The 24,433-nt window shown below is 67.4% G+C and carries 19 protein-coding genes; 8 read left to right on the top strand and 11 right to left on the bottom strand.

Annotation, left to right across the window (positions count from 1 at the left end; genetic code table 11):
* Window position 1: 1 nt before the first annotated feature.
* The 5 genes from rpiA to metC all read right to left on the bottom strand — a co-directional run bounded on the left by rpiA (window position 2) and on the right by metC (window position 6,713).
* The gene (rpiA, locus tag AC1RKE_RS09310; protein WP_287104083.1) at window positions 2-685 is read right to left on the bottom strand and encodes a ribose-5-phosphate isomerase RpiA; all 684 of its coding nucleotides are present in this window, start codon (window positions 683-685) and stop codon (window positions 2-4) included.
* The gene (glmU, locus tag AC1RKE_RS09305) at window positions 682-2,043 is read right to left on the bottom strand and encodes a bifunctional UDP-N-acetylglucosamine diphosphorylase/glucosamine-1-phosphate N-acetyltransferase GlmU (RefSeq protein WP_348682891.1); all 1,362 of its coding nucleotides are present in this window, start codon (window positions 2,041-2,043) and stop codon (window positions 682-684) included. Before glmU ends, rpiA begins: the two co-directional genes overlap by 4 nt.
* Before the next feature lie 81 nt (window positions 2,044-2,124).
* Window positions 2,125-4,188, bottom strand: a complete 2,064-nt coding sequence (locus tag AC1RKE_RS09300; protein WP_348682889.1) for a DNA topoisomerase IV subunit B — start codon at window positions 4,186-4,188, stop codon at window positions 2,125-2,127.
* A complete protein-coding gene (locus AC1RKE_RS09295) occupies window positions 4,163-5,512 on the bottom strand; it encodes an O-antigen ligase family protein (protein ID WP_348682887.1) in 1,350 nt (449 codons plus the stop codon). Before AC1RKE_RS09295 ends, AC1RKE_RS09300 begins: the two co-directional genes overlap by 26 nt.
* 22 nt (window positions 5,513-5,534) lie before the next feature.
* Window positions 5,535-6,713 (bottom strand): cystathionine beta-lyase, encoded by a 1,179-nt coding sequence (metC, locus tag AC1RKE_RS09290; RefSeq protein WP_348682885.1) that lies wholly within the window; start codon window positions 6,711-6,713, stop codon window positions 5,535-5,537.
* 86 nt (window positions 6,714-6,799) lie between these two features.
* Between metC and AC1RKE_RS09285 the strand changes: the two genes are divergently transcribed.
* Window positions 6,800-7,888, top strand: coding sequence for an amino acid ABC transporter substrate-binding protein (locus AC1RKE_RS09285; protein WP_348682883.1), 1,089 nt, complete (start codon window positions 6,800-6,802; stop codon window positions 7,886-7,888).
* Window positions 7,889-7,921: 33 nt separating this feature from the next.
* The gene (locus AC1RKE_RS09280) at window positions 7,922-9,250 is read left to right on the top strand and encodes a dicarboxylate/amino acid:cation symporter (protein WP_348682882.1); all 1,329 of its coding nucleotides are present in this window, start codon (window positions 7,922-7,924) and stop codon (window positions 9,248-9,250) included.
* Window positions 9,251-9,256: 6 nt separating this feature from the next.
* Here AC1RKE_RS09280 and sseA read toward each other — a convergent pair whose 3' ends face one another.
* The 3 genes from sseA to AC1RKE_RS09265 are packed head-to-tail and all read right to left on the bottom strand — an operon-like array spanning window position 9,257 to window position 12,800.
* Window positions 9,257-10,105 (bottom strand): 3-mercaptopyruvate sulfurtransferase, encoded by an 849-nt coding sequence (sseA, locus tag AC1RKE_RS09275; protein WP_348682880.1) that lies wholly within the window; start codon window positions 10,103-10,105, stop codon window positions 9,257-9,259.
* A 15-nt stretch (window positions 10,106-10,120) separates the two neighbouring features.
* Window positions 10,121-11,341, bottom strand: a complete 1,221-nt coding sequence (locus AC1RKE_RS09270) for a class I SAM-dependent methyltransferase (protein WP_348682879.1) — start codon at window positions 11,339-11,341, stop codon at window positions 10,121-10,123.
* Window positions 11,342-11,363: 22 nt separating this feature from the next.
* Window positions 11,364-12,800, bottom strand: a complete 1,437-nt coding sequence (locus AC1RKE_RS09265; RefSeq protein ID WP_348682877.1) for a cryptochrome/photolyase family protein — start codon at window positions 12,798-12,800, stop codon at window positions 11,364-11,366.
* A gap of 111 nt (window positions 12,801-12,911) precedes the next feature.
* On the opposite strand from AC1RKE_RS09265, the gene kdsA reads away from it, so the two are divergent.
* The 5 genes from kdsA to AC1RKE_RS09240 all read left to right on the top strand — a co-directional run bounded on the left by kdsA (window position 12,912) and on the right by AC1RKE_RS09240 (window position 17,412).
* Window positions 12,912-13,781, top strand: coding sequence for a 3-deoxy-8-phosphooctulonate synthase (gene kdsA / locus AC1RKE_RS09260; RefSeq protein ID WP_224764268.1), 870 nt, complete (start codon window positions 12,912-12,914; stop codon window positions 13,779-13,781).
* 1 nt (window position 13,782) lies between these two features.
* A complete protein-coding gene (rfaD, locus tag AC1RKE_RS09255; RefSeq protein WP_348682875.1) occupies window positions 13,783-14,784 on the top strand; it encodes an ADP-glyceromanno-heptose 6-epimerase in 1,002 nt (333 codons plus the stop codon).
* Window positions 14,781-15,878, top strand: coding sequence for a DUF3089 domain-containing protein (locus AC1RKE_RS09250; protein WP_228184149.1), 1,098 nt, complete (start codon window positions 14,781-14,783; stop codon window positions 15,876-15,878). The genes rfaD and AC1RKE_RS09250 overlap by 4 nt, the downstream gene beginning before the upstream one ends.
* Before the next feature lie 77 nt (window positions 15,879-15,955).
* Window positions 15,956-16,939, top strand: coding sequence for an SPFH domain-containing protein (locus AC1RKE_RS09245; protein ID WP_191557824.1), 984 nt, complete (start codon window positions 15,956-15,958; stop codon window positions 16,937-16,939).
* 14 nt (window positions 16,940-16,953) lie between these two features.
* Window positions 16,954-17,412 carry an NfeD family protein gene (locus AC1RKE_RS09240; RefSeq protein ID WP_191557823.1) on the top strand — a complete coding sequence of 153 codons (459 nt, stop codon included), beginning with the start codon at window positions 16,954-16,956 and terminating at the stop codon, window positions 17,410-17,412.
* Window positions 17,413-17,427: 15 nt separating this feature from the next.
* On the opposite strand, the gene AC1RKE_RS09235 is transcribed toward AC1RKE_RS09240, so the two are convergent.
* The 3 genes from AC1RKE_RS09235 to AC1RKE_RS09225 all read right to left on the bottom strand — a co-directional run bounded on the left by AC1RKE_RS09235 (window position 17,428) and on the right by AC1RKE_RS09225 (window position 23,943).
* Window positions 17,428-20,802 (bottom strand): hybrid sensor histidine kinase/response regulator, encoded by a 3,375-nt coding sequence (locus AC1RKE_RS09235; protein ID WP_348682873.1) that lies wholly within the window; start codon window positions 20,800-20,802, stop codon window positions 17,428-17,430.
* A 93-nt stretch (window positions 20,803-20,895) separates the two neighbouring features.
* Complete coding sequence (locus tag AC1RKE_RS09230; protein WP_054765775.1) at window positions 20,896-22,566, bottom strand: MFS transporter; 1,671 nt, start codon at window positions 22,564-22,566, stop codon at window positions 20,896-20,898.
* A 558-nt stretch (window positions 22,567-23,124) separates the two neighbouring features.
* Complete coding sequence (locus AC1RKE_RS09225; protein WP_228185729.1) at window positions 23,125-23,943, bottom strand: NAD(P)H-hydrate dehydratase; 819 nt, start codon at window positions 23,941-23,943, stop codon at window positions 23,125-23,127.
* Window positions 23,944-24,057: 114 nt separating this feature from the next.
* On the opposite strand from AC1RKE_RS09225, the gene AC1RKE_RS09220 reads away from it, so the two are divergent.
* Window positions 24,058-24,396, top strand: a complete 339-nt coding sequence (locus AC1RKE_RS09220) for a P-II family nitrogen regulator (RefSeq protein WP_054765773.1) — start codon at window positions 24,058-24,060, stop codon at window positions 24,394-24,396.
* Window positions 24,397-24,433 lie beyond the last annotated feature (37 nt).

Below are 24,433 nucleotides of genomic sequence, written 5' to 3'. Positions count from 1 at the left end.
CCTAGGGCAGAAGCGTGTCCACGCCCTTGTCCGTGCCGATGATGGCGAGGTCGGCCAGGTCGAGGAACAGGCCGTGTTCGACCACGCCGGTGATCAGCTTCAGGTCGTCGGCCAGGCGCACCGGGTCGTGGATAGCCTTGCAAGCCGCGTCATAGATCAGATTGCCGCCGTCGGTGCGAACCAGACCGCGATCCGCCTGGCGCACGCGCGCCGGCGCATGGATCTCATGATCGACCAGGACGTCGGCGATGCGATTGGCCGTGGTCTTGTGCCCGAAGGCGACGACCTCGATCGGCAGGGGAAAGGCGCCGAGCACCGGAACCACCTTGGCGGCGTCGGCGATGACGATGCAGCGGCTGGACGCCTCCCACACCAGTTTCTCACGCAACAGGGCGGCGCCGCCCCCCTTGATCAGGGCCAGGCCGGGACCGACCTCGTCCGCGCCGTCGACGGTCAGGTCGATGCGCGGCGTGTCTTCCAGCGTCGATAGGGTCAGGCCCAGCTCGCGCGCCAGATCGGCTGTCTTTTCGGATGTGGGGACGCACCGCAGACCGGACAGATTGCGGGCGGCCAGAGCCTTGACGAACCAGGCGGCCGTCGAGCCGGTGCCCAGGCCCACCACCATGCCGGGCTCGACATGCTGGGCGGCGGCTTCGCCGGCGTTCTTCTTTTGCAGATCGCTCATTTCAGCTTAGCGGCCTTGGCCGCCTCCTTCTTGGCCTTGGCCTTTTCACGGAAGTCGGCGGCGGCTTGCGGCCTGTTCGTCTGGCGGGCCCGGCCGAAGGCGAGGGCGTCGGCCGGCACGTCCTCGGTGATGACGGAGCCGGAGGCGACCAGGGCGCCCGCGCCGACCGTCACGGGGGCGACGAGACTGGAATTGGAGCCGACGAAGGCGCCGGCACCGACCTCGGTCTGCGCCTTGTTGAAGCCGTCATAGTTGCAGAAGATTGTTCCCGCCCCGATGTTGGCGCCGGCGCCGACCGATCCGTCGCCCAGATAGGCCAGGTGATTGGCCTTGGCGCCCTCGGCCATACGGACGTTCTTGACCTCGACGAAGTTGCCGACCTTGGCGCCCCTGCCCAGGTCCGCGCCTGGCCGCAGCCGGGCGTAGGGGCCGACCTCCGACCCGGCCGCGACGCGCGCGCCCTCGATATGGCTGAAGCTGCGGATGCGCGCCCCGCCCTCGATCACCGCGCCCGGCCCGAAGACCACATAGGGTTCGATCACCGTTCCGCCTCCGACCTGGGTGTCCCAGGCGAAGTGGACGGTATCCGGCGCGCTCATGGTCACGCCGGCGGCTAAGAAGGTCTCGCGCTGAACCTTCTGGAACAGGGCCTCGGCCTGGGCCAGTTCCGCCTGGGCGTTGACGCCCATGACCGCGTCCTCGTCGGCGAAGACGGCGCGGGTGGGATGGCCGGCCTTGCGCGCCAGTTCGACGACGTCAGTCAGATAGTATTCGCCCTTGGCGTTGTCGTTGCGGACCTGGGCCAACAGGAAAAAAAGCAGGGCGGCCGGCGCGGCCATGACGCCCGAGTTGCAGGCCGTGACGGCCAGCACCTCGGGCGAGGCCTCCTTGGCCTCCGTGATGGCGGTCAGGATGTCGCCCTCGAGGATCAGACGGCCATAGGCGCCCGGGTCGCGGGCTTCGAAACCGATCACGGTGACCCCCGACGCGCCGAAGACAGGCGCGATGTCGGCGGCCTTCAGCAGGGGGACGTCGCCATAGGTGACGACCACGTCTCCTTCGAACCCGGCCAGAGCCTGTTCGGCGGCGCGCACGGCGTGACCGGTGCCCAGGGGCGGGTCCTGGACAGCGATCGCAGCCTCGCCCAGGCGGTTGACGACGTGGGCCCGGACCTCCGGCGAATGCTCGCCCACCACCACGACCACCCGCTCGCAGCCTAGGGCCTCGGCGGCGTCAATGGCGTGATCCAGCATGGCGCGCCCGCCGACCGGATGCAGCACCTTGGGCAGGGGCGATTTCATCCGCGTGCCCTGGCCGGCGGCGAGGATGATGGCGGCGCGGGGCGGCGTCTGGGTCATGGATCGATCCGGCTGTCGGTCTTGGTCTGTCGCCCTCTAGCGCGCCTGGGTCCAGGCGTCACGGGGGCGTGGCGGGCGGGATCAGACGTCCAGCTCTTCCTTCACGAACTGGGCGTTTTCCTGGATAAACTGGAAACGGGCCTCAGCCCGCTTGCCCATCAGCCGTTCGACCAAATCCTCGATGCTCGCCTCGGCGTCCGGCACTGTGATCCGGGCCAGGGTGCGCTTCTTCGGGTCCATGGTGGTCTCCTTCAGCTGGGAGGCCATCATTTCGCCCAGGCCCTTGAACCGGCCGATCTCGGTCTTCTTGCCCTTGAAGACGGTGGCCAGAAGCTCGTCGCGGTGGGCGTCGTCGCGGGCGTATTCGCTCAAGGGGCCGGCCGAGATCCGGTACAGCGGCGGCAGGGCCATGAAGACCCGGCCCTGACGGATGGTCTCAGGCATGACGCGATAGAAGAAGGTGATCAGCAGGGCCGCGATATGGGCGCCGTCCACGTCGGCGTCGGTCATGATGATGATCCGCTCGTAGCGGAGGTCGTCGATGTTGAAGCGATTGCCGGGCTGGACGCCGAGCGCCAGGGCCAGATCGGACAGTTCGACGTTCTGGCGCAGCTTGTCCGCCGTGGCCGACGCGACGTTCAGGATTTTGCCGCGCAGGGGCAGGATGGCCTGGGTGGTGCGGTCGCGCGCCTGTTTGGCCGAGCCGCCGGCTGAATCGCCTTCGACGATGAAGAGTTCGGTGCCCTCGGCGGCCTGACGCGAGCAGTCGGAGAGTTTACCGGGCAGGCGCAGCTTGCGGGTGGCGGCGGCGCGCTGGACCTCCTTGTCCTTGCGGCGGCGCAGCCGGTCTTCGGCCCGGTCGATGACGAAGCCGAGCAGGGCGTTGGCCTGTTTGGGGCTTTCGGTCAGCCAGTGGTCCAGCGGGTCGCGCAGCAGCTGTTCGACGATCCGCGCCCCCTCGGGCGAGGACAGACGGTCCTTGGTCTGGCCCTGGAACTCGGGATTGCGGATGAAGACGCTGATCAGGGCGCCGGCGTTGGCGATGACGTCCTCGGCCGTGATGATGGCGGCGCGTTTCTCATTGGTCAGTTCGCCATAGGCCTTGAGCCCCTTGACCAGGGCCGCGCGGAAGCCGGCTTCGTGCGTGCCGCCGTCGGGGGTGGAGACGGTGTTGCAGTAGGACTGGATGAAGCCGTCCGCCTCGCCGAAACCGGCGGGCGACCAGGTGACCGCCCATTCGAAGGCGCCCGCCTCGCCCTGACGCTCGGCGCGGCCGGCGAAGGTGGGGGTGACGGTTTCCAGCTCACCGATGCGGTCGGCCAGGGCGTCGGCCAGGCCGCCGGGGAAGTGGAGCAGGGCCTGTGCCGGGGTGGCGTCGGTGATCCGTTCGGGGGCGCAGGTCCATTTGATCTCGACGCCGCGGAACAGATAGGCCTTGGAGCGCGCCATACGGAACAGGCGGGCGGGCTTGAAGGCCGCGCCGACACCGAAGATCTGCTCGTCCGGCTTGAAGCGGATCAGGGTGCCGCGCTTCTTGGACGGGCCGACCTGCTGGATCGGGGCCAGGACATGGCCGCGCGAGAAGGCCTGCCTCCACTCGAAACCGTCGCGCCAGACCGTGACCTCGACGCTTTCGCTGAGGGCGTTGACGACCGAGACGCCGACGCCGTGCAGGCCGCCCGAGGTCTCATAGGCCTTTCCCGAGAATTTGCCGCCCGAGTGGAGGACGGTCATGACCACCTCCAGCGCCGACTTGCCGGGGTGTTTGGGGTGCGGGTCGACGGGGATGCCGCGGCCGTCGTCGCGGACGGACAGATAGCCTTCGGCGTCCAGATCGACGGTGATCAGCCGTGCGTGGCGGGCCACCGCCTCGTCCATGGCGTTGTCGAGGACTTCGGCGAACAGGTGGTGCAGGGCGCGTTCGTCGGTGCCGCCGATATACATGCCGGGGCGTTTGCGGACGGGCTCCAGGCCTTCCAGCACCTCGATCGAGGAGGCGGAATAGCCGCCGGGGACCGCAGCGGCCGGGGTCGGTGCGGGCGCAGGGGCGGGCGCCGCCGCAGCGCCCGGCGTCGGGACAGGCTTGGGCGCCTCCGGCTTGGGAGGCTGGGGCGTGTCATCAAAAGCGAAGAGGTCGGCGGCCATTCACATAGTCTGAGGCGATTCGGAGCCGGTTCTGGTAGGCCCGCTGGGCCGGTCGAGCAAGCGGCGGTCGTACCGGAACGGGATCGAAGGTCACGGCGCGGGCCAAAATCGCCAGCATCAACACCCAGGGCAGGTTGGCGTGGGTCAGAAGCACGCTCTCCGAAAGGCTCAGGACGAAGAAGCCCGTCATATAGCCCAGGCTCCAAAAACCCTCGCGCGCCCCCATTCCGTTCAGCCGGGCCAGAATCATCACCGCCGAAACGGCCATGACCAAACCCACCAGGACGGCGCCGGGCCAGCCCAGCTGGACCAGAAGGTCGATCCAGCCGTTGTGGGCCGAAGGAACCGGCCATTGGGTCTCTATTCGGATCTCGCGCGCGGGGATCGAGTCCACGCCCCAGAAGGCGCTGAAACCGTAGCCGGTCCAGGGACGGTCGGCCACCTTGCGCATCAACGCCTCCCAAATCAGGGTCCGGCCGGTCAGGGAGGGATCCTTGCCCAGGGCTTCCAGGATGACGGCGGACTGGGTATTCCAAAGCCAGGCGCCGCCGGCCGCCATGACGACCCCCAACCAGACCGCAACCACGGTGACGGCGGCTCCGCCTTGGCGAAGCACCCACCAGCCCCCGACCATGCCGACCCCCAGGATCAGGCACAGCAGGGAGGTCTTGGACTGGGTGGCGACCACCAAAAGCGTGGTGAGCGCCAGGGTCAGGAGGGCGATCCAGGGTTTGCGGCCATTGTCAGCCAGATGATCGGCGACAAGAACGGCGGCGGCCGAGACGGCGCCGACTACCATGACCAGGCCCATCTGGTTCTTTTCGTACCAGAGCCCGCGCCACAGGCCGGCGTTGTCCAGTTGGTGCACTCCGATCCGAGGAAACAGGAAGACCATGATCAGGCTGCCGATCGCCATCACCAGGCCCGCGCGCATCAACAGGCGGGGCAGGGCGGCGCCATTAAAGACGGCGCCCAGATAGACGGCGAAGGCGCTGTTGATCGCCAGGGCGATGACGCGCCGCTCCGTCACCTCCGCATCGATCGACCAGTACTGCGACACATAGGCCAGGCCGACGAGGGCGCCCACCGCCAGCCAGGCCGGCCAGGCGCGAATGACGCGCTCGAACCGGAAGACGATCAGCCCCGCCGTCACCGCATAGACCGGCAGCCACAGGAACCGCAGCATGGGGGTCTCGCTCTGGTCCGGCGCAAAGACGGGGGCGAAAAGGGCGCCGGTCAACATGAAGACGACGAAGCCCGCCGCCCACTGCTCCCAGGCGGGCGGATCGGTCGGCTGATCGAATCGGTCAGGCGAGGCGCGCACGCCCAAGGGTGACGCCGCCCGCTTAAGGAAGGGTGAGCGCGGCGCGGAAGGCCGCCAGTCCCCGCTCCAGGTCCGCAATCAGGTCCGACGGGTCTTCCAGCCCCACATGCAGTCGGATCAGCTCCCCCTCCAAGGCGGGTGGGTAGACGCGATAGGCCGTCTGATGGGTTTCGTGGGTGATCAGGCTTTCGAATCCGCCCCAGGAATAGCCCATGCCGAACAGGCTGAGGGCATCAAGCAGGGCCTGGCCGGCGGCCTCGGTCCCCCCCTTCAGAACGACCCCCATCAGGGAGGCGGCGCCGGTGAAGTCGCGTGTCCACAGCTCATGGCCGACAGAGCCGGGCAGGGGCGGATAAAGGACGCGGGACACCTCGGGCCGGGCCTGCAGCCATTCGGCGATGATCAGACCCGACCGACCCTGTTCGGCGTAGCGCAGCGGCAGGGTGCGCAGGCCACGCAGGGCCAGCCAGGCGTCGTCGGGCGAAACGTGCCAGCCCAGGTCTTCGATCGTATCTGCGATCGCCCGGCGACAGGCTGAATCCGTGACGGCGATCCCGCCCATCAGGACGTCGGAATGGCCGGAAACATATTTGGTCAGGGCCTGGACGCTGACGTCCACGCCGTGGGCCAGGGGTTTGAAGGCCAGGCCGGCGCCCCAGGTGTTGTCGATCATGCTGAGAACGCCGCGTTCTCGACAGGCCCGAGCCACCGCCTCGACGTCGATCATTTCAAACGTCAGGGAGGCGGGCGACTCCATCAGGACCAGGCGGGTGCGCGGCCCGATCGCGGCGATCACCGTTTCAGCATCCGCATCGGCCGGCAAAAATCGTGACGTGACGCCACGCGCGGCCTGGTAGCGGGACAGAAAGCGTCGCGACGGACCATAGAGGGCGTCGGTCGTGATCACCTCGTCGCCCGGCCGGGTCAGGGCCAGCAGAGGCACGGTGACGGCGGCGAGGCCGGAGGGGACGATAAAGGCGTCCTCGGCCGCTTCCAGATCGGCCAGGGCGGCGCGCAGCTGGCGCGCGGCCGCCCCGCCGTCCAGGCCGTAGGTGGGGCCATCGGCGTTATCCCGCATGACCGCCGCACGGTCGCTGAGCATGGTCGAGGCCCGCTCGACGGGCGGATTGACCGGACGGCGGCCCTGCCCCCGGCGTGTGGCGGACGAGATCAGGCGGGTGCGGTCCGAATGCGGCGACATGGCCTCTCCGATGGCTTGCGGATCAGGGTCTAAAGGCCTCTAAAGTCGGCCGGGCGCAAGCGGAGGAGACGAACGCGATGCGGATCATGGCGATCGGAGCGATGACGGTCCTGCTGTTGGCGGCGGCGGCTTGCGGCCGCGACGACGCCAGACGCGCCGCCGAAGACGACGCCCCCCCGGTCCCGGCGCCGACGGTGACGACCGATCGCCCCGAAAGTCCAACCCTGGCGGCGGTCAAGCGCCGCGGGCGGCTCAATTGCGGGGTGCATCAGGGGTTGGTGGGCTTCGCCCACACCGACAATCGCGGGCAATGGCGGGGTTTCGACGCCGACTTCTGCCGGGCCATGGCGGCGGCGATCCTGGGCGACGCCGAGGCGGTGCGCTTCGTGCCCCTGTCGGCCTCGGACCGGTTCGCCGCCTTGAATGAGGGCAGGATCGACGTCCTTTGGCGCAACTCGTCCTGGACCATGAGCCGCGACGCCGGCGAAGGCTTCGTCTTCGCCGGCGTCAACTATTACGACGGCCAGGGCTTTCTGGTGCGGCGGTCACTCAGCCTGAACAGCGCGACTGAGCTGAATGGGGCGCGGGTCTGCGTCCAGGCCGGCTCGACCGCCCAGGCCAACGCCGACGACTTCTTCAGGTCACGGGGGATCCCGTACCGGCCTGTCGTCTTGCCCACGGAGGAGGCGGCGCGCGACGCCTATGGCCGCGAGGACTGCGACGCCCTGAGCGCCGACATTTCGGCCCTGGCCGCTGCGCGCGCCGTCCTGGCCGATTCCCAGGCGCACACGATATTGTCAGACGTGGTGTCCAAGGAGCCCTTGGGGCCGGTTGTCCGCGCGGGCGACGACCGCTGGGCCGACGTGGTCCGCTGGACCCTCAACGCCGTCATTCTGGCCGAAGAACTGGGCGTGACTCAGGAGAACGTCGAGGCCCAGGCCAAAGACGCCCGAGACCCGCGAATCCGGCGTCTGCTGGGCGCAGAGGGGGATTTCGGAGCCATGCTGGGCCTGTCGAAGACCTGGGCGAAGGACGCTGTTTCCGCCGTCGGCAACTATGGCGAAATCTTTGATCGGAACCTGGGCTCTCAATCGCCGCTCGACCTGGCCCGCGGATTGAACGCACAGTGGAACGGTCGGCCGCCCGGCTTGATCTATGGATTGCCGATCCGTTAAGCGCGACGACTTGCATCGTTTTCTGGGGGACAGATGACTGAGACCAAACGCGGGGGCTTGGCGCTCCACTGGCTGATGCTGATCGGCTTCACCGTCGGCCTGGGCGCCGGCCTGTGGGTCAATTTGACCCTCGGCGCCGACACGCCCTGGGTCGTCTGGCTGACCGACAACGTCACCGGCCCGGCTGGGCAGATCTTCCTGCGCCTGCTGTTCATGATGGTCATCCCCTTGCTGTTCTCGGCCCTGGTGATCGGGGTGGCGGAGATGGGGGATCTGAACGCCCTTGGCCGGGCGGGGATCAAGACCCTGCTTCTGACCATACTGGTGTCCGGCATCGCCGTGGTCATAGGGCTGGTGATGGTCAATCTGTTGCAGCCCGGTCGCGGCGTCGATCCGGCCATGGCTCAACAGTTGCTGGAGCAAGGCCGCGACGGCGCGGCCGGAATCGTCCAGAATGCGCCGGAGACCATCCAGCTCGGCGACTTCTTCCTAGGCCTGGTTCCGTCCAACGCGGTCACGGCGGCGGCGGAGAACCAGATCCTGCCGCTCATGGTCTTCGCCCTATTCTTCGGCATCGGCCTGGTCATGGCCAAGAGCCCCGCCACCGACCGCCTCCAGCAGGTCATCGAAGGCATTCTCGAAGTCACGATGAAGTTGATCAACCTCTTCATCAAACTGGCGCCCATCGCCATCGCCTGCCTGATGTTCAATCTGGCGGCCCTGTTCGGCTGGGATCTGCTGGTGCGTCTAGCCGCCTTCGTCGGCGTCGCCGTCGGCGCCATGGCGATCCATATGTTCCTGGTCTATCCCCTGGTCATCTGGATTCTGGGCGGGCGCTCGCCGTTCGGCTTCTTCAAGGCGGTGCGCGAGCCCATGGTGGTGGCCTTCTCCACCGCCTCGTCCAACGCCTCCCTGCCGGTGTCGCTGAAGGCGGCCGAGCACGAGTTGAAACTGCCGCGCAAGATCGCCCGTTTCGTACTGACCGTCGGCGCCACCGCCAACCAGAACGGCACGGCCCTGTTCGAGGGGGTGACGGTGCTGTTCCTGGCCCAGTTTTTCAATATTGAGCTGAGCCTGACCCAGCAGGTGATCGTCATGCTGGTTTGCATCCTGGGCGGAATCGGCACGGCCGGAGTGCCGGCCGGGTCGCTGCCGGTCGTGGCCATGATCCTGGTCATGGTGAAGGTGCCGCCGGAAGGGATCGGCCTGATCCTGGGCGTCGACCGTTTCCTGGACATGTGCCGCACGACGCTGAACGTCACCGGCGACCTGGTGCTGGCCACCGTCGTCTCGCGCGGCGAGAAGGACGATCCGGTCGAGCCGATCACCGAAACCCAGGCCTCGCCGCCGATCCTGGCCTGAGCGGCGTCAGGCCCCGGTGGCGACGGGGGTGTCGGTTCGAGATCCCCATTCAGCCCATGATCCGTCATACAGGCGCGACGGCCGCCCCAGGGTTTCGAGCGCCAGGCTGATGATTGCGGCCGTGACGCCGGATCCGCAGGTCGTCACGACCGGCCGGGCCGGGTCCAGTCCGGCGTCGGCCAGGACGTCATTCAGGGACGCCCCCTGTTTCAGCCGACCGTCGCCGTCGATCAGGGCGGCGTAGGGCAGGTTGATCGCGCCGGGCATATGGCCCGCACGGACGCCGGGTCGGGGTTCCGCCGCCTGGCCGGCGAAGCGGGCGGGACCGCGGGCGTCGGCGACCTGAATCCCCTCTGCGAGTGCGGCGCGCACATCATTCAGGCCGGCGACTGCGTCCGCGTCGAAATCCGGGGTGAAACGGGCGGGCGAAGGCGGAGCCGGGGTCCCGGCTTCGACGGGGCGTCCCTCGGACTTCCACTTCGGCAGACCGCCGTCCAGCACCTGGACATGGGCGGCGCCCATGACCTTCAGCATCCAGCGGACGCGGGCCGCCGAAAACAGGCCGACGGAATCATAGACCACCACCCGGTCCGTCTCGCCGATCCCCAGGTCCGACAGGGCGGATGCAAAGGCTGCGGGCGAGGGCAGCATGTGGGGCAGGCCGCTGGAGCCGTCCGAGACGCTGTCCAGATCGAAGAAGCGGGCGCCGGGAATATGTTCGACCGCGAACTCGGCCCGGCCGTCCCGTCCGTCCAGATGCCAGCTGGCGTCCAGTATGCGCAGCGACGGATCGTCCGTCAGGGCGGCGAGATCCCCTGTGGAGATCAGGGGAAAGAGGGGCGAGGTCTGGGTCATGGCCCCAGCCTAATGTCAGGCGCGGTCCAGCACCAGTTGCACCACGTCGGTCCGGCGCGAGCGGAAGCCCGCCTCGCAATAGGCCAGATAGAAGCGCCACAGCCGGCGGAACCGCTCGTCGAAACCGGTGATGCGGCGGATGTCGGACCAGGCGGCCTGGAAGCGATCGTCCCAGAGTTTCAGGGTCTCGGCATAGTCAAGACCGAACCGCTCGATGGGGCCCCAGTTCAGGCCGGCGGCGGCCACGACCGGCTTCAGCCGCTCTTCCGACGGCAGCATGCCGCCGGGGAAGACGTATTTCTGAATGAAGTCGGTGCGGGCGTTGTATTCGTCGAACAGGAACTCCTGGATGGTGATGATCTGGAGGCCGGCGCGGCCGCCGGGCTTCAGCACCTCGTGGATCTTGCCGAAATAGGCGGGCCAGTATTCCTTGCCGACCGCCTCGAACATCTCGATGGAGGCGACGCGGTCGAACCGACCCTGGACGTCGCGATAGTCGGTCAGTTCGATCGTCGCCCGGTCCGAAAGGCCGGCGTTGAACAGGCGCCGGCGGGCGAAATCGTACTGTTCCTTCGAAATGGTCAGGCCGGTGACCTGGGCGCCGATCTCGCGGGCGGCGAACTCGGCGAAGCCGCCCCAGCCGCAGCCGATCTCCAGCACCGACATGCCGGGCTTGAGGTCCATCATCCGGGCCAGGGCGGCGTATTTGGCCTGCTGCGCGGCCTCCAGCGACCGGTCGGCGCCGTCGAACCGGGCCGAGGAATAGGTCATCGAACGGTCCAGCCAGGTCGAGTAGAAGGCGTTGCCTAGGTCGTAGTGGGCGTGGATGTTCTTTTTCGAGCCTGTCCGGCTGTTGCGGTTGCGCCGGTGGGCCAGCCAGTTGACCGCCTTCATCAGCCAGTTGCCGTCGAACAGGCGGCGGATGTGGTCATAGTTCTCGACCAGGGTCTCCAGCAGGGCGGCCAGATGGGGGCTGTCCCATTCACCGGCCATATAGGCCTCGGCGAAGCCGATGTCGCCGGCGGCCAGGACGCGGCGGGCGAAGCGATAGTCCTTGACTTCAAGCACGCCGCTGGGGCCGGGACGCGCGCCCTCCAACACATGGACCTCGCCGTTCGGCAGACGAACGGTGAGGCGGCCGAAGGTCCAGTTCGACGCCAGCAGACGCAGCAGCAGGCCGAAAACGCGTGGCGTGCGGGCGGCGGCGGCCTCTATGTCCAGAGCGGCGGCAGTCATGCAAGAACCTCTGTCTCAGTCGTCAGTCAGGATCAGCGGACGCATCGCGACCCGACACCGTCTTCAGGGCGTCGAGGGCGCGCGCACGCGCCTGGGCATGATCCAAGATAGGGTGCGGATAGTCCGTTCCAAGCCTCACTCCCGCGTCGCGCAGAACTTCGGCCGGGGCTGTCCACGGCGAATGGAGCCAACGATCCGGAAGGCGGCGCAGCTCGGGAACCCAGCGACGGACATAGGCGCCGTCGGGGTCGAACTTTTCGCCCTGACCTATGGGATTGAAGATGCGGAAATAGGGGGCGGCGTCGGCGCCCGAGCCCGCCACCCACTGCCAGTTCTGCACATTGCTGGCCAGGTCGGCGTCCACCAGAGTGTCCCAGAACCAGGCCTCGCCCTCGCGCCAGTCGATCAGCAGATGTTTGACCAAGAAGGAGGCCGCGACCATCCGCACCCGGTTATGCATCCAGCCGGTCGTCCACAGTTGACGCATGCCGCCGTCAACCAGGGGATAGCCGGTGCGCCCTCGCTTCCAGGCCGCCAGGCCCTCGGGATCGTTCCGCCAGGGCATGGCCTCGTATTCCGGGCGGAAGGCGCGGTCGACGATCGTCGGGAAATGGTGGAGCAGATGGGCAGAGAAGTCGCGCCAGCCCAGTTCGGAGACGAACTTGGCCGCCTCGGCCGCTGGCGCGGCCTCGCGGGCGCGCTGGGCCGCACGCCAGGGGCTGATCTCGCCCCAGTGCAAGTGGGGCGACAGGCGGCTGGTGGACGGCAGGCCGGGGCGGTCGCGGTCGGCCGCGTAGGTCTTCGCACCGCGCGCCAGGAAGTCGGACAGGGCCGCTGCGGCGCCGGCCTCGCCCGGCGTCCAGTCGAAGCCTTTCGACCAGTCGGGCCGGGTGGGGTGCAGACCCCAGTCGTCCACCGCCTCGCCCGCCACGTCCGCCGGGGTCTCGATTCGGCGCGGTCCGGTCGTGTGCGGCGGCGGTTCAGCGCTCGCCAGCAGGGCCTTCATAAAGGGGGTGAAGACCCTGTAGGGGGCGTCGGAGCCGTTCAGCACGGCGCCCGGCCGCGCCAGGAGCGACCCGTTGAAGCCTCGGCAGTCGACGCCGGCCGACTTCAGCTCATGGGTGATCTCGGCGTCGCGGGCGAAGGCGGCGGGCTCGAACAGCCGGTTCATGAAGACGGCGTCGGCGCCGGTCTCCTCGATCAGGCTGCGAAGCTGGATCAGGGAATCGCCGCGCCGCAGGATCAGTCGGGCGCCGCGCTCCTGTAGCGAAACGTCGAGGGCGCGCAGGGACTTGTCCAGCCACCACAGGGAGGCGGCGCCCGTCGGACGGTCCGGGTCGCGGTCAAGGATGAAGACCGGTAGGATCGGACGGCCCGTCGCGGCGGCCTGGTTCAGGGCGGGATTGTCGTTCAGGCGCAGGTCGCGGCGAAACCAAAGGACGACAGGCTTGACGGCCACGCAGGCGACTCCATGAAAACTTGCGTCGGCGGCGAATGCACGCCACCTGATGGCCTCATAGCTGCGGCAAACGCCGCTCCCATAACGCCTGAACTTCGAAAGAGCCGCCTCGTGAGCCGACCCAACGCCGTCATTACGTTGTCCGAAGGTCTTCGGACGCCTGTCGTCATCGGCGGCGGCGCCCGAATCGTCTTCATCGCCGGCCCGTGCCAGATGGAGAGCCGCCAGCACGCCCTGGAGACGGCCCATGCGCTGAAGGAAATCGGCGAGCGGCTGAAGGTCGGCATCATCTACAAGACCAGTTTCGACAAGGCGAACCGCACCAGCGCGACGGCGGCGCGGGGCATCGGTCTGAAGGATTCCCTGCCGATCTTCGCCGAGATCCGCGAGGTCACCGGCCTGCCGACCTTGACCGACGTCCACTCCGAGGCCCAGTGCGGACCCGTCGGCGAGGTGGTCGACGTGCTGCAGATCCCGGCCTTCCTGAGCCGCCAGACCGATCTGCTGCTGGCCGCGGCCGCGACCGGCAAGGCGATCAACATCAAGAAGGGCCAGTTCCTGGCTCCCTGGGACATGAAGAACGTCGTGGCCAAGGTGGTCGGGGCCGGCAATCCGAACGTCATGGCCTGCGAGCGGGGCGCCAGCTTCGGCTACAACACCCTGGTCAGCGACATGCGGGCGCTTCCGGTGCTGCGCGACATCGGCTGCCCGGTCGTGTTCGACGCGACCCATAGCGTCCAGCAGCCGGGCGGGCAGGGCACGTCTTCGGGCGGTCAGCGCGAGTTCGTGCCGGTTCTGGCCCGCGCCGCCGTTTCGGTGGGCGTGGACGCGGTCTTCATGGAGACCCACCCGGACCCCGACAACGCTCCGTCGGACGGCCCGAACATGGTGCCGCTGGATCAGTTCGAGGCCCTGGCGGCCCAGCTGATCGCTTTCGACGATCTGGCCATTCAGATCGGCGCCAAGACGCCTCAGGTCTGACATGACGCCCCGGATGATCGTGGTGACCGGCGGCGCCGGCTTCATCGGCTCCAACATCGTGGCCCGGCTGACGAAGGAGACGGCCTATGACGTCGTCGTCTGTGATCGGCTGGAGACGGCCGATCTGGGCAAGTGGCGGAATCTGGCCAAACATCCGATCGCGGATTTCTGGTCTCCCGAGGAGATGTTCGACCAGCTGGAGCGCCATGCCGAACGGATCGAGGCCGTGGTCCATATGGGCGCGATCTCCTCGACGACCGAACCGGATGCGGACCTGATCCTGCGGACCAACTTCACCCTGTCGCGCGATCTCTGGGACTGGTGCGCCATCCGCAACGTCCGCCTGATCTACGCCTCCTCGGCGGCCACCTACGGCGACGGCGGGACGGGGTTCAACGACGATGACGACGCCCTGTCCCTGGCGCAGCTGCGGCCCCTGAACGCCTATGGCTATTCCAAGCTGCTGTTCGACCAATATGCGGTTCGACAGGCGGACCGGGACCAGGCGCCGCCGCAATGGGCCGGGCTGAAATTCTTCAACGTCTATGGACCGAACGAGGGCCACAAGGGCGGGATGAAGTCGGTCGTCGCCCAGATCTGGCCCAAGGTGGCGGCGGGCGAGACCGTCAGCCTCTTCCGCTCGCACAACCCCGCCTATGCCGACGGGGGTCAGCTGAGGGACTTCGTCTATGTGGACGATGTGGTCGATGTGATCGAATTCCTGCTGCAATCGCCTCAGGTCTCGGGGATCTTCAACGCCGGATCGGGCCAGGCCCGCTCCTTCGCCGACCTGGCGCGCGCCACCTTCGCCGCAGCCGGCAAGCCTGAGGCGATCGCCTATATCGACATGCCGGAGGTCATCCGCGACCGATACCAGTATTTCACCCAGGCGCGGATGGATCGCATCCGGGCGGCGGGTTTCGAGGGACAGGCGACGCCTCTGGAAGAGGGAGTGCGGCGCTATGTTCAGCAATTTCTTTCTCAGTCAGATCCTTATCGATGAAACATCTGACATTGCGTCAATGGATTGGATACAGCGGCTTTGTCCTGGTCTTTCTGTTGACGGCGGCGGTGGCCGTCTGGCGGGGCGACATTCTGCGCGCCGCCCTTGATCCGCAGATTCCGTTTCAGACCTATCGCCCGCCCCCGGCGCCCGACTACGCCCAGCCCTCGGCCTGGGCCCTTCTGGACGCGCGGGTGCAAGGGTCCGGCGCGGCCAATGTCTTCTTCGTCCATTCGACGACCTTCGACGGCGGCCGCGACTGGAACGGCGCGATCGGCGACAAGAAGGCCGACGCCTATCTGGAGCGCGTGGTTCTGCCGAACTACGCCGGACCCTTCGCTCGCGCCGGCGCCGTCAGCGCGCCCCGCTATAGGCAGGCCAGCCTCTATACGCGGCTGACCCTGCGCGACGACGCGCGCGAAGCGCGCGCCTTCGCCTATGACGATATTCTGTCCGCCTTCGACGTCTGGCTGGGTCGCCATCCGACGGGCCCCATCGTCCTGGCGGGGGTGGAGCAGGGGGCCGATCTTCTGGATCGTTTGATCCGGGAACGGATCGCGCCTGATCCCGTGCTCAGAAGCCGGATGGTCGCGGCCTATCTGATGGACGCCATCATCGCCGTCGAAAACCTGCCGGCCGACACGCCGCCCTGCGCTGACCGGCGGCAGATCCACTGCGTCGTCGCCTGGTCTCAAGTCGGCGCTCCCGATGATGCGGCCGCGCATCGCCGGCTTCGACGGGCGACGGTTTGGGACGAGCGCGGACAGTTCGTCGATCTTGCGGGCCGCCGCCCGGTCTGCGTCAATCCGGTGACGGGCGGAACGGGCGAAGCGCGCGTCCCCGCACGGCTTCATCGCGGCGCCACCAACGCCACCGGCCTGGAATGGGGCGCAAGGCCGGCCCTGATGGCGCGGGAGGTCGAGACCCAGTGCCGCGACGGATTGCTGCGCCACAGCTGGCCTGATCTGGAGTCCTTCAAGGAAAGAGGGAGTTGGGCGGATCGACGAAAAGCCCGCCCTTACAACTTGTTCTATGGTGATATTGAAGAAGATGTTGCGGAGCGTCTGGCGGTTTACGCCGCTCGGGCGGGCTGAAACGGTCGTCTCGCGTCCGGTTTTTATGGCGCAGCCGCCTGCCGCGGCGTAACCTGGGGTTCTCAAGGAGGACCCCCATGGACGTGCTCACCATCTTCGCCGGCGTTCTGCTGTTCCTCGCCGTCTCGCTGCTGTTCAGCGTGATCAAGATCGTGCCCCAAGGGCGCGAATTCACAGTCGAACGGTTCGGAAAATACACCAAGACCTTGAGCCCCGGCATTGGCTTTCTGACCCCGTTCGTGGAACGAATCGGCAAGCGGATGAACATGATGGAGCAGGTTCTTGACGTACCGACTCAGGAAGTCATCACCAAGGACAACGCCATGGTCCGGGTGGATGGCATCGTCTTCATCCAGGTGATGGACGCCGCCCGCGCCGCCTATCGGGTCGACGACCTGACCTACGCCATCGCTCAACTGTGCATGACCAATCTGCGAACTGTGGTCGGCTCAATGGAGCTGGACGAGGTGTTGAGCCAGCGCGACAGCATCAACACCCGCCTGCTGCACGTCATCGACGCGGCGACCGAGCCCTGGGGCGTCAAGGTCAACAGGATCGAGATCAAGGACCTGACCCCGCCGACCGACGTCACCAACGCCATGGCCCGTCAGATGAAGGCCGAGCGCGAACGTCGGGCCGTCGTGACCGAGGCAGACGGCGAGAAACAGGCCGCCATCGCCCGCGCCGAGGGCGCCAAACAGGCGGCCATTCTGGAAGCCGAGGGCCGCAAGGAGGCCGCCTTCCGCGACGCCGAGGCGCGCGAGCGCGAAGCTGAGGCGGAAGCACGCGCCACCGCCATGGTGTCGGAGGCCATCGCCCGAGGGGACGTCAACGCCATCAACTATTTCGTCGCCCAGAAATACGTCGAGGCCTTCGCCGACTTAGCCCGCAGCCCTCAGCAGCGGACCGTCATCGTTCCGGCGGAAATGGGCGCCCTCGTCGGCACGATCGCCGGCATCGGCGAGATGGTCGGCCTGGCCAAGGCTCAGCAGCAGGACGCGCCGCAGCCTGCTCCGTCCACGACGACCGCACGTCGTTCGTCGGTTCCGCCGACCGCCTGATCGGAGCGCGCGACATGACCCTTGTGGCCGATCTCTACACCGCCCAGCCGTTCTGGATCTGGCTGGGCGTGGGCGTGCTCCTTCTGGCGGTGGAGGCGATGTTCTCGACCGAATGGCTGCTGTGGCCTGCGGTCTCGGCGGGACTGGTGGCGGTGATGACGGCGGTGGGTCTGCGTCTGGGCCTGCCGGGCGAGGTCGCCGTCTTCGCCGTTCTGACTGTGATCGCCACCATTCTGTCGCGGCGTCTGGTGCAGAAAGCCAATCCGCCCGGCCAGGACATCAACGATCGGGACAGTCGTCTGCTTGATCAGCGCGCCCGGGTCGTGGAGGCCTTCGTCGCCGGCCGCGGGCGGGTGTTCGTATCCGGCGCCGAATGGGCTGCCGTGATCGAGGGCGAAGCGCCCGAACCGGGGCAGGACGTGGTGGTCAAGGGCGTCAGCGGATCGGTGCTGACCGTGCGCTCGGCCGTCTGAATCCAAGCCGGCGCTTCAGCTGGACAGAAAGGCTTTCAGCGCCGCGGGCTTGATGGGTTTGGGCAGCAGCACCGCCCCGGCGGCGGTCGCCTGATCGTTCAGGCCGTCGCGCGTATCGGCCGTGACCAGGGCGATCCGCCGCACCCCCAACGGCCGCAGCCAGTCGATCACCGCGAACCCTTCCGGCCCTTCGCCCAGATGCAGGTCGATCAGGGCGGCGTCGAACGGCCCCGGCGCGGCCTTTGCGGCCTCAAGGCTGGACGCTGTGACCGGACGGGCGCCCCAGCGGGTCAGCAGGGCCGTCAAGGCGTCCAGGATCACCGGCTCATTGTCGACGCAGAGCACCCGCAAACCCGACAGAGGCAGCCGCGCCTCCTTCAGCGGCGCCGGCTCGGGCGGACGATCGGCGTGACGGCGCGGCGCCGTGATGCGGAAGGCGGTCCCGGCCCCGACGCGGGACGTCAGCGTCAGCGGATGATCCAGCAGGCTGGACAATCGCCGCACGATGGCCAGGCCCAGCCCCGCGCCCGGTTCATCGACCGGCGCTCCGGGCAGGCGGACGAACTCCCCGAAAACGGTCTCACGATCGGCGTCGGGGATGCCTCGCCCGGTGTCGTACACTAGGATCTGCACGGTCTCGCCCTTGCGCCGCGCCCCGACCAGCACCCGTCCGGTGTCCGTATACCGAATAGCGTTGGCGATCAGGTTCTGAAGCATCGACCGCAGCAGATCCCGGTCCGACTGCACCCACAGACCGCTCCGCACCAGAGTCAGCCGCAGCCCCTTGGCCTCCGCCACCGGCAGATATTCGCGCTCCAGCTCGTCGAACAGTCCGTCCAGCGACACCTGTGTCACGGCCGCCTTCACCCCGCCGGCCTCCAGCTTCGACAGGTTCAAAAGAGCGGTCAGAAGCCGGTGCGCGCTGTCTATGGCCCGGTCCGCATTCAGGGCCAGGGTGCGGCCGGCCGGCCCCGCCTCCGATCCCGAGACGGCCGGCTCTTCCTTGAGGGCGGCGATGAACAGCCGCGCCGCATGCAAAGGCTGCAACAGGTCGTGGCTGGCGGCGGCCAGGAAGCGGGTCTTGGAGGCCGTCGCCTCCTCCGCCGCGCGCCGCGCTTCCTCGAGCCGAGCCGTCCGGTCGGCGACCCGAGCTTCCAGCCTTTCGTTGGCCTCTTCCAACTGGCTGGCCGCCCGCCGCAGGGCGGTGATGTCCGTATAGCTGGTCACATAGCCGCCGCCGGGGATCGGCGCCCCGGACGAACGCAGCACCCGCCCGTCTGGTTGAAGCCGTTCATGGTCATGGGGAATGCGTCGGCTCAAGGCTTCCAGCCGCCGCTCCACCCAGGTGTCGATGTCGTTGGGGCTTTCCCCGCGTTCGGCGTTCAGTCGATAGATGCTGGCGATCGGCAAGCCGACGTGAACGAAGCCGGCCGGGAGATCGAACATAGACACATATCGGCGATTCCAGGCCGTTATGCGCAGATCTTCGTCCACGACGATCACGCCCTGGTCGATATTGTCCAGGGTCGTCTGAAGCAGGTCCCGACTGAATTGGACGGCCTGGGACGCCTCGTCCAGCATCCGCACCACATCCTCGGGCGCGCGGCCGCCGCCGGCCAGGGCGGCGGCGATCACCCGCCGAGCCGAGGCCGCCCCGATGGCGCCGGCCAGCATCCGCTCCGCCGCCCTTGCCAAACTCGCATTGGCCGGATCGGCGTCTCGCAACCGGACATCGGTTTCGGCGCTCCAGGCCGCAAAGGCCCGCTCGGCGCGTTCGTCCCCGATGAAGCGGGCGACGAGGGCGCGCAGATCGCCGACCGAGGCGCCGGCCGGCGACGGCCGCGCCTCCAGCCAGTCGGGCCCCAGACGATCGACGAAGGCCCGCGCCTGGACTCGGTCGATCAGCCGCGGCTGGGCGAACCGCGACACCCCGACATAGGCGGCCAGGTTCAGCCCCAGGCTGACGAAGACGCCCAGCGCCAGCGGGTCCTTAACCCCCAACATGACATGCAGATGCCAGGGCGCGGCCGGCGCCAGCTGGGGCAGGGCCAGCATGGCGATCCAGACCGTGATCCCGACGGTGACGCCCGCCAGGGCGCCGTGGGCGTGACCGCCGCGCCACAGTACGGCACCGAACAGGGCGGGCGCCAGTTGCGCCATGGCGGCGAAGGACACCAGCCCCATGGCCGCCAGCCCCCGCGACTGATCAGTCGCCTGATAGTAAAGCCAGGCCAGCAGCAGCACCGCCACAATGGCCCCCCGTCGCACCTGCAATATGATGCCCGACATGTCCGAGGCGTCGCCGCGCAACCGCCATCGGTCTCGCGCCAGGAAGGGCAGGATCAGGCTGTTGGACACCATGGCCGACAGGGCCACGGCCTCGACGATGACCATGGCCGTGGCGGCGGAAAACCCCCCGACGAAGACGACGGCGGTCAGCCACGTCTCGCCCCGCCCGAACGGCAGGGCCAGAACCAGCAGGTCGGGGTTGGTCGAGGGTGCGAACAGGGCGCCGGCGGCCACCAACGGCAGCACCGCCAGGCTGGTCAGCACCAGATAGGCCGGAAAAATCCAGCGGGCCCGGCGCACATGGCTGGGGTCGGCGCCCTCGACGAAGGCGACGTGAAACTGACGCGGCAGACAGAAGATGGCCAGGCTGGCGATCAGGGCGATGGCCAGGAATCGAGGCGTCAGCTCCGGCGGGGCGGCGAGGGCACCCAGCCCCTCTCGGATTGTCGCGCCTGAACCGTTCTGAACCAGCAGCAACAGGGCGAAGGCCGCGACCAGAAGCAGAGCGCCCAGCTTGACCAGGGACTCCAACCCGACGGCCTGGATCAGGCCCCGATTGTGTTCGGTCAGATCCGGCCGCCGCGCCCCGAACAATATGGCGAACCCCGCCAGCACCCCCGCCAGCACCAGAACGGTCAGGCTCTCGGAACCGGCCACCGGCGTCCCCGCCGTCAACAGGGCCCCCGCCATGGACAGGGATTTCAGCTGCAGCGCGATGTAGGGCAGGGAGCCCAGTATGGCGACCAGCGTCACGACCGCGCCCAGGGTCTGGCTCTTGCCATAGCGGGACGCCACGAAGTCCGCCATCGAGCCGACGTTCTCGCGCCGGGCGGCGGCGGCGATCCGACGCCACAGAGGAAACAGCACCGTTAGCCCCAGCACCGGGCCGATGTAGATGGGCAGATACTCCCACCCCTCACGGGCTGCGGTGCCCACCGCGCCATAATAGGTCCAGGAGGTGCAGTAGATGGCCAGCGACAGGGCATAGACCGACGGACCCAGGCCGCGCCCGCGCGCGCCCGGCCGCTCCTGGTGCCAGGCGACGCCGAACAGCACCGCCATATAGGCGATGACCAGGCCGAGGATCATCAGGCTGAACATGGCGGCATCTGAACCGGGCAGGGGGGCTTTCACAAGGGAAAGGCGGGCCGTCTTGCGACGACCCGCCCCTCATCCACGCCTGATTGCAAGAATTCAGGCGTTTAGATCGACATCCTTTCCTTCCTTGACCAGAAGGAAGCCCAGCACGACCGTCCCCAGCGCCACGATGATCGGGTACCAGAGGCCGGAATAGATGTTGCCGGTCGCCGCCACGATGGCGAAGGCCGTGGTCGGCAGGAAGCCGCCGAACCAGCCGTTGCCGATGTGATAGGGCAGGGACATGGAGGTGTAGCGGATATTGGTCGGGAACATCTCGACCAGGGCCGCAGCGATCGGTCCGTAGACCATGGTCACATAGAAGCCGAGGATGAACAGGATCAGCACCACCATCGGCTTGTTGACCAGATCGCTGTCCGCCTTGGCAGGATAGCCGGCGGCCGTAAGGGCCTCGCCCAACTGCTTGTCCCAGGCCTTTTTCTCCGCCGCGAAATCGGCAGGCGCCATGGCGTCTCCGCGGAAGCTCTGGACGACGGCCTGGTCGCCGATCCGCACCTGAGCCACCGTGCCTGCGGGCGCCTCGACATTGGTGTAGGTCACCCCGGCCTTGGCCAGATAGGATTTTGCCAGGTCGCAGGAGTGGTTGAACACCGTCTTGCCGATCGGATCGAACTGGACGTTGCAGTCCGCCGGATCGGCATAGACCACGACCGGCGCCGAGGCGGCGGCGGCGGCCAGCCGCGGATTGGCGGCCTGGGTCAGGGCGTTGAACAGCGGGAAATAGGTGAGGGCGGCGATCAGGCACCCGGCCAGGATGACCGGCTTGCGTCCCACCTTGTCCGACAGCCAGCCCCAGAAGATGAAGAAGGGCGAGGCCGCGACCAGGGCGATAGTCAGCATCACATAGACGAGGGTGGCGTCCAGCTTCATTACCCGTTCCAGAAAGAACAGGGCGTAGAACTGACCCGTGTACCAGATCACGGCCTGGCCGGCGGTGAGGCCCAGCAGGGCGATCAGCACCAGCTTCAGGTTCGGCCATTTGCCGAAGGAGTCCTTCAGCGGGGTCTTGGACCCCTTGCCCTCGGCCTTCATCCGTTTGAAGGACGGGCTTTCGGACAGCTTCAGACGAATCCATAGCGACACGCCCAGCAGCAGGATCGAGACCAGGAAGGGGATCCGCCAGCCCCATTCCGCAAAGGCCTCCTCGCCGACCGAGACACGGACGCCCAGAATGACGACCAGGCTCAGCACCAGGCCGGCCGTGGCGGTGATCTGGATGAAGGAGGTGTAGAAGCCGCGTTTACCATGTGGCGCGTGCTCGGCGACATAGGTGGCGGCGCCGCCGTATTCGCCGCCCAGGGCCAGACCCTGGATCAGCCGCATCAGCACCAGAATGATCGGCGCGGCGATGCCGATGGCCGCATAGGGGGGCAACAGACCCACGACGAAGGTGGAAAGCCCCATCAGGAGCATGGTCACCAGGAAGGTGTTCTTGCGACCCCACAGGTCGCCCAGACGCCCGAAGACCACGGCCCCGAACGGTCGAACCGCAAATCCGGCGGCGAAGGCCATCAGGGCGAAGATGTAGCCGGTCGTCTCATTGACGCCGGAGAAGAACTGCACGGTGATGATCGCGGCCAGCGACCCGTACAGATAGAAATCATACCATTCGATAACGGTGCCGACCGACGACGCCAGAATCACCAGCTTGTCGTTCTTACCCACCACATACTCATCGACCGGCGCACCGATGGCGCTGTCCGTCATAGCGTAGCCTCCCAGCTGTCTGGTCTTTCCGACCGTTTTCACGCCGCAAGTGCGCGATTGGCCGAGAGAGTGACGCAGGGCTGAGACAAGCGTCAGGGCGACTTTGGTCGAGTGTCGTTTTCGCCTAAGATATATTATGCGAAGAAAGCCCAAGTTGGTCGGTGTTGCTTTGAGTTTCGCTAATCCTGAGATTTCAGCATTTCCGCAGGATTGGCGCCGTAACCCTGAGACTCCTGTTCCGTAACGCTGAGACTGAGTTTGCAAGGCTCCCGCACCGGGCCCATCCTCGAGATGCTGCATCAGCGCCTTCGACGTACAAGTCCGCTGCGCGCTCCGCTCGATTACGCGCCAACGTCTTGACGGATTCGTGGGGCCTTGCGAGGCATGCGCAAGGACATGCGTATGGGCGGCTCAGCCCGATGATGACGGAAAAGCCACGCTCCTCTCGGCGATGGAACTCATCCTTTGCGAACTCGAGCGCCTAATGGGCCGGGATTAGGGCACCTTCGGCGAATCCATCGTCACTGAAGGAAGGCTGCTGCGGCGCTTGATACGGCTTCACCGCAACGCCTTCAGGCTTTGCGGCAGCACGTCGCACAGGTCTTCGGAGATCAAACCCGGACCAAACCGCGCGGCGGCGTCGGAATGCAGCCAGACGGCGGCGCTTGCGGCGTCGAAACTGTCCATACGCTGGGCGATCAGGCCTCCGATCATGCCGGCCAGGACGTCGCCGGTTCCGGCCGTCGCCAGCCAGGGCGAGCCGTTGGGATTTAGGCGCACCCGGCCGTCCGGCGCCGCGATCAGGGTCTGGGCGCCCTTCAGCACGACGACAGCCTGGGCGTGGCGGGCGGCCTCGACGGCGGCGGCTGCCCTGCCCTGTTTCAACAGGCCGGGAAACAGCCGTTCGAACTCGCCCTCATGGGGCGTCAGCACGTCGTCGCGGTCCAGAACGGCGAACAGTTCGGCGCTGCGGCCCTTGAACACCGACAGACCGTCCGCATCGATCACCAAGGCCGCGCCGCTCAGCGCCAGGGCCTGGATGTTGGCCACCGTACCCTCGTCAAGCCCGGCGGCGGGGCCGGCGACGACGGCGTCCATCTCCTCGACCTCCCGCCCCAGGGCCTCGGGCGAGGTGAAGGGGGTCAGCATGACGGCCGTGACTGTTGAGGCGATCGTCGCGACCGCGTCGGGCGGGCAAAGGATCCGCACCACCCCGGCGCCGATCCTCAGACCGGCGCGCGCCGCCAGACGGGCCGCCCCCGTCTGATGCGCCCGACCGGACACCACCCCCAAACGTCCCCGCGCATGCTTATGCGTTTCCGGCCCAGGCCACGGAAGAAAATTGCGCCAGATCGCCGGGTCGTTGGTTTCAATCATCCGAACTCCGAATATCCGTGACTTTTCTGCGAAAACTGCTTGCCTTCGATGGCTTTGATGTGTCCCATTCCCGCCCGAACGCCGCTGCATTTCGCACGCCGTTCAGGGGTCGCCATGAAGAAAATCGAAGCCATCATCAAGCCCTTCAAGCTGGATGACGTCAAAGAGGCGCTCCAGGACGTCGGGGTGCAAGGCATGACCGTGCTGGAGGCCAAGGGATACGGCCGCCAGAAGGGCCATTCCGAACTGTACCGCGGCGCCGAATACGTCATCGACTTCCTGCCCAAGATCAAGATCGAGGTCGTCGTCGCCGACGACCTGGCGCCTGCGGTCGTCGAGGCCATTCAGACCTCGGCCCGCACCGGCAAGATCGGCGACGGCAAGATCTTCGTCTCCGACGTCGCCGACGTGATCCGCATCCGCACCGGCGAAACCGGGGCTCAGGCGGTCTGACTTCACCTGCCCCTCTTCCTCCCCAACGACCAAGAAA

Source organism: Brevundimonas sp. GW822-FHT03E11, assembly GCF_058801445.1.
The sequence above is the reverse complement of the archived record's forward strand: the minus strand, read 5'-3'. Positions and strand labels throughout refer to the sequence as shown.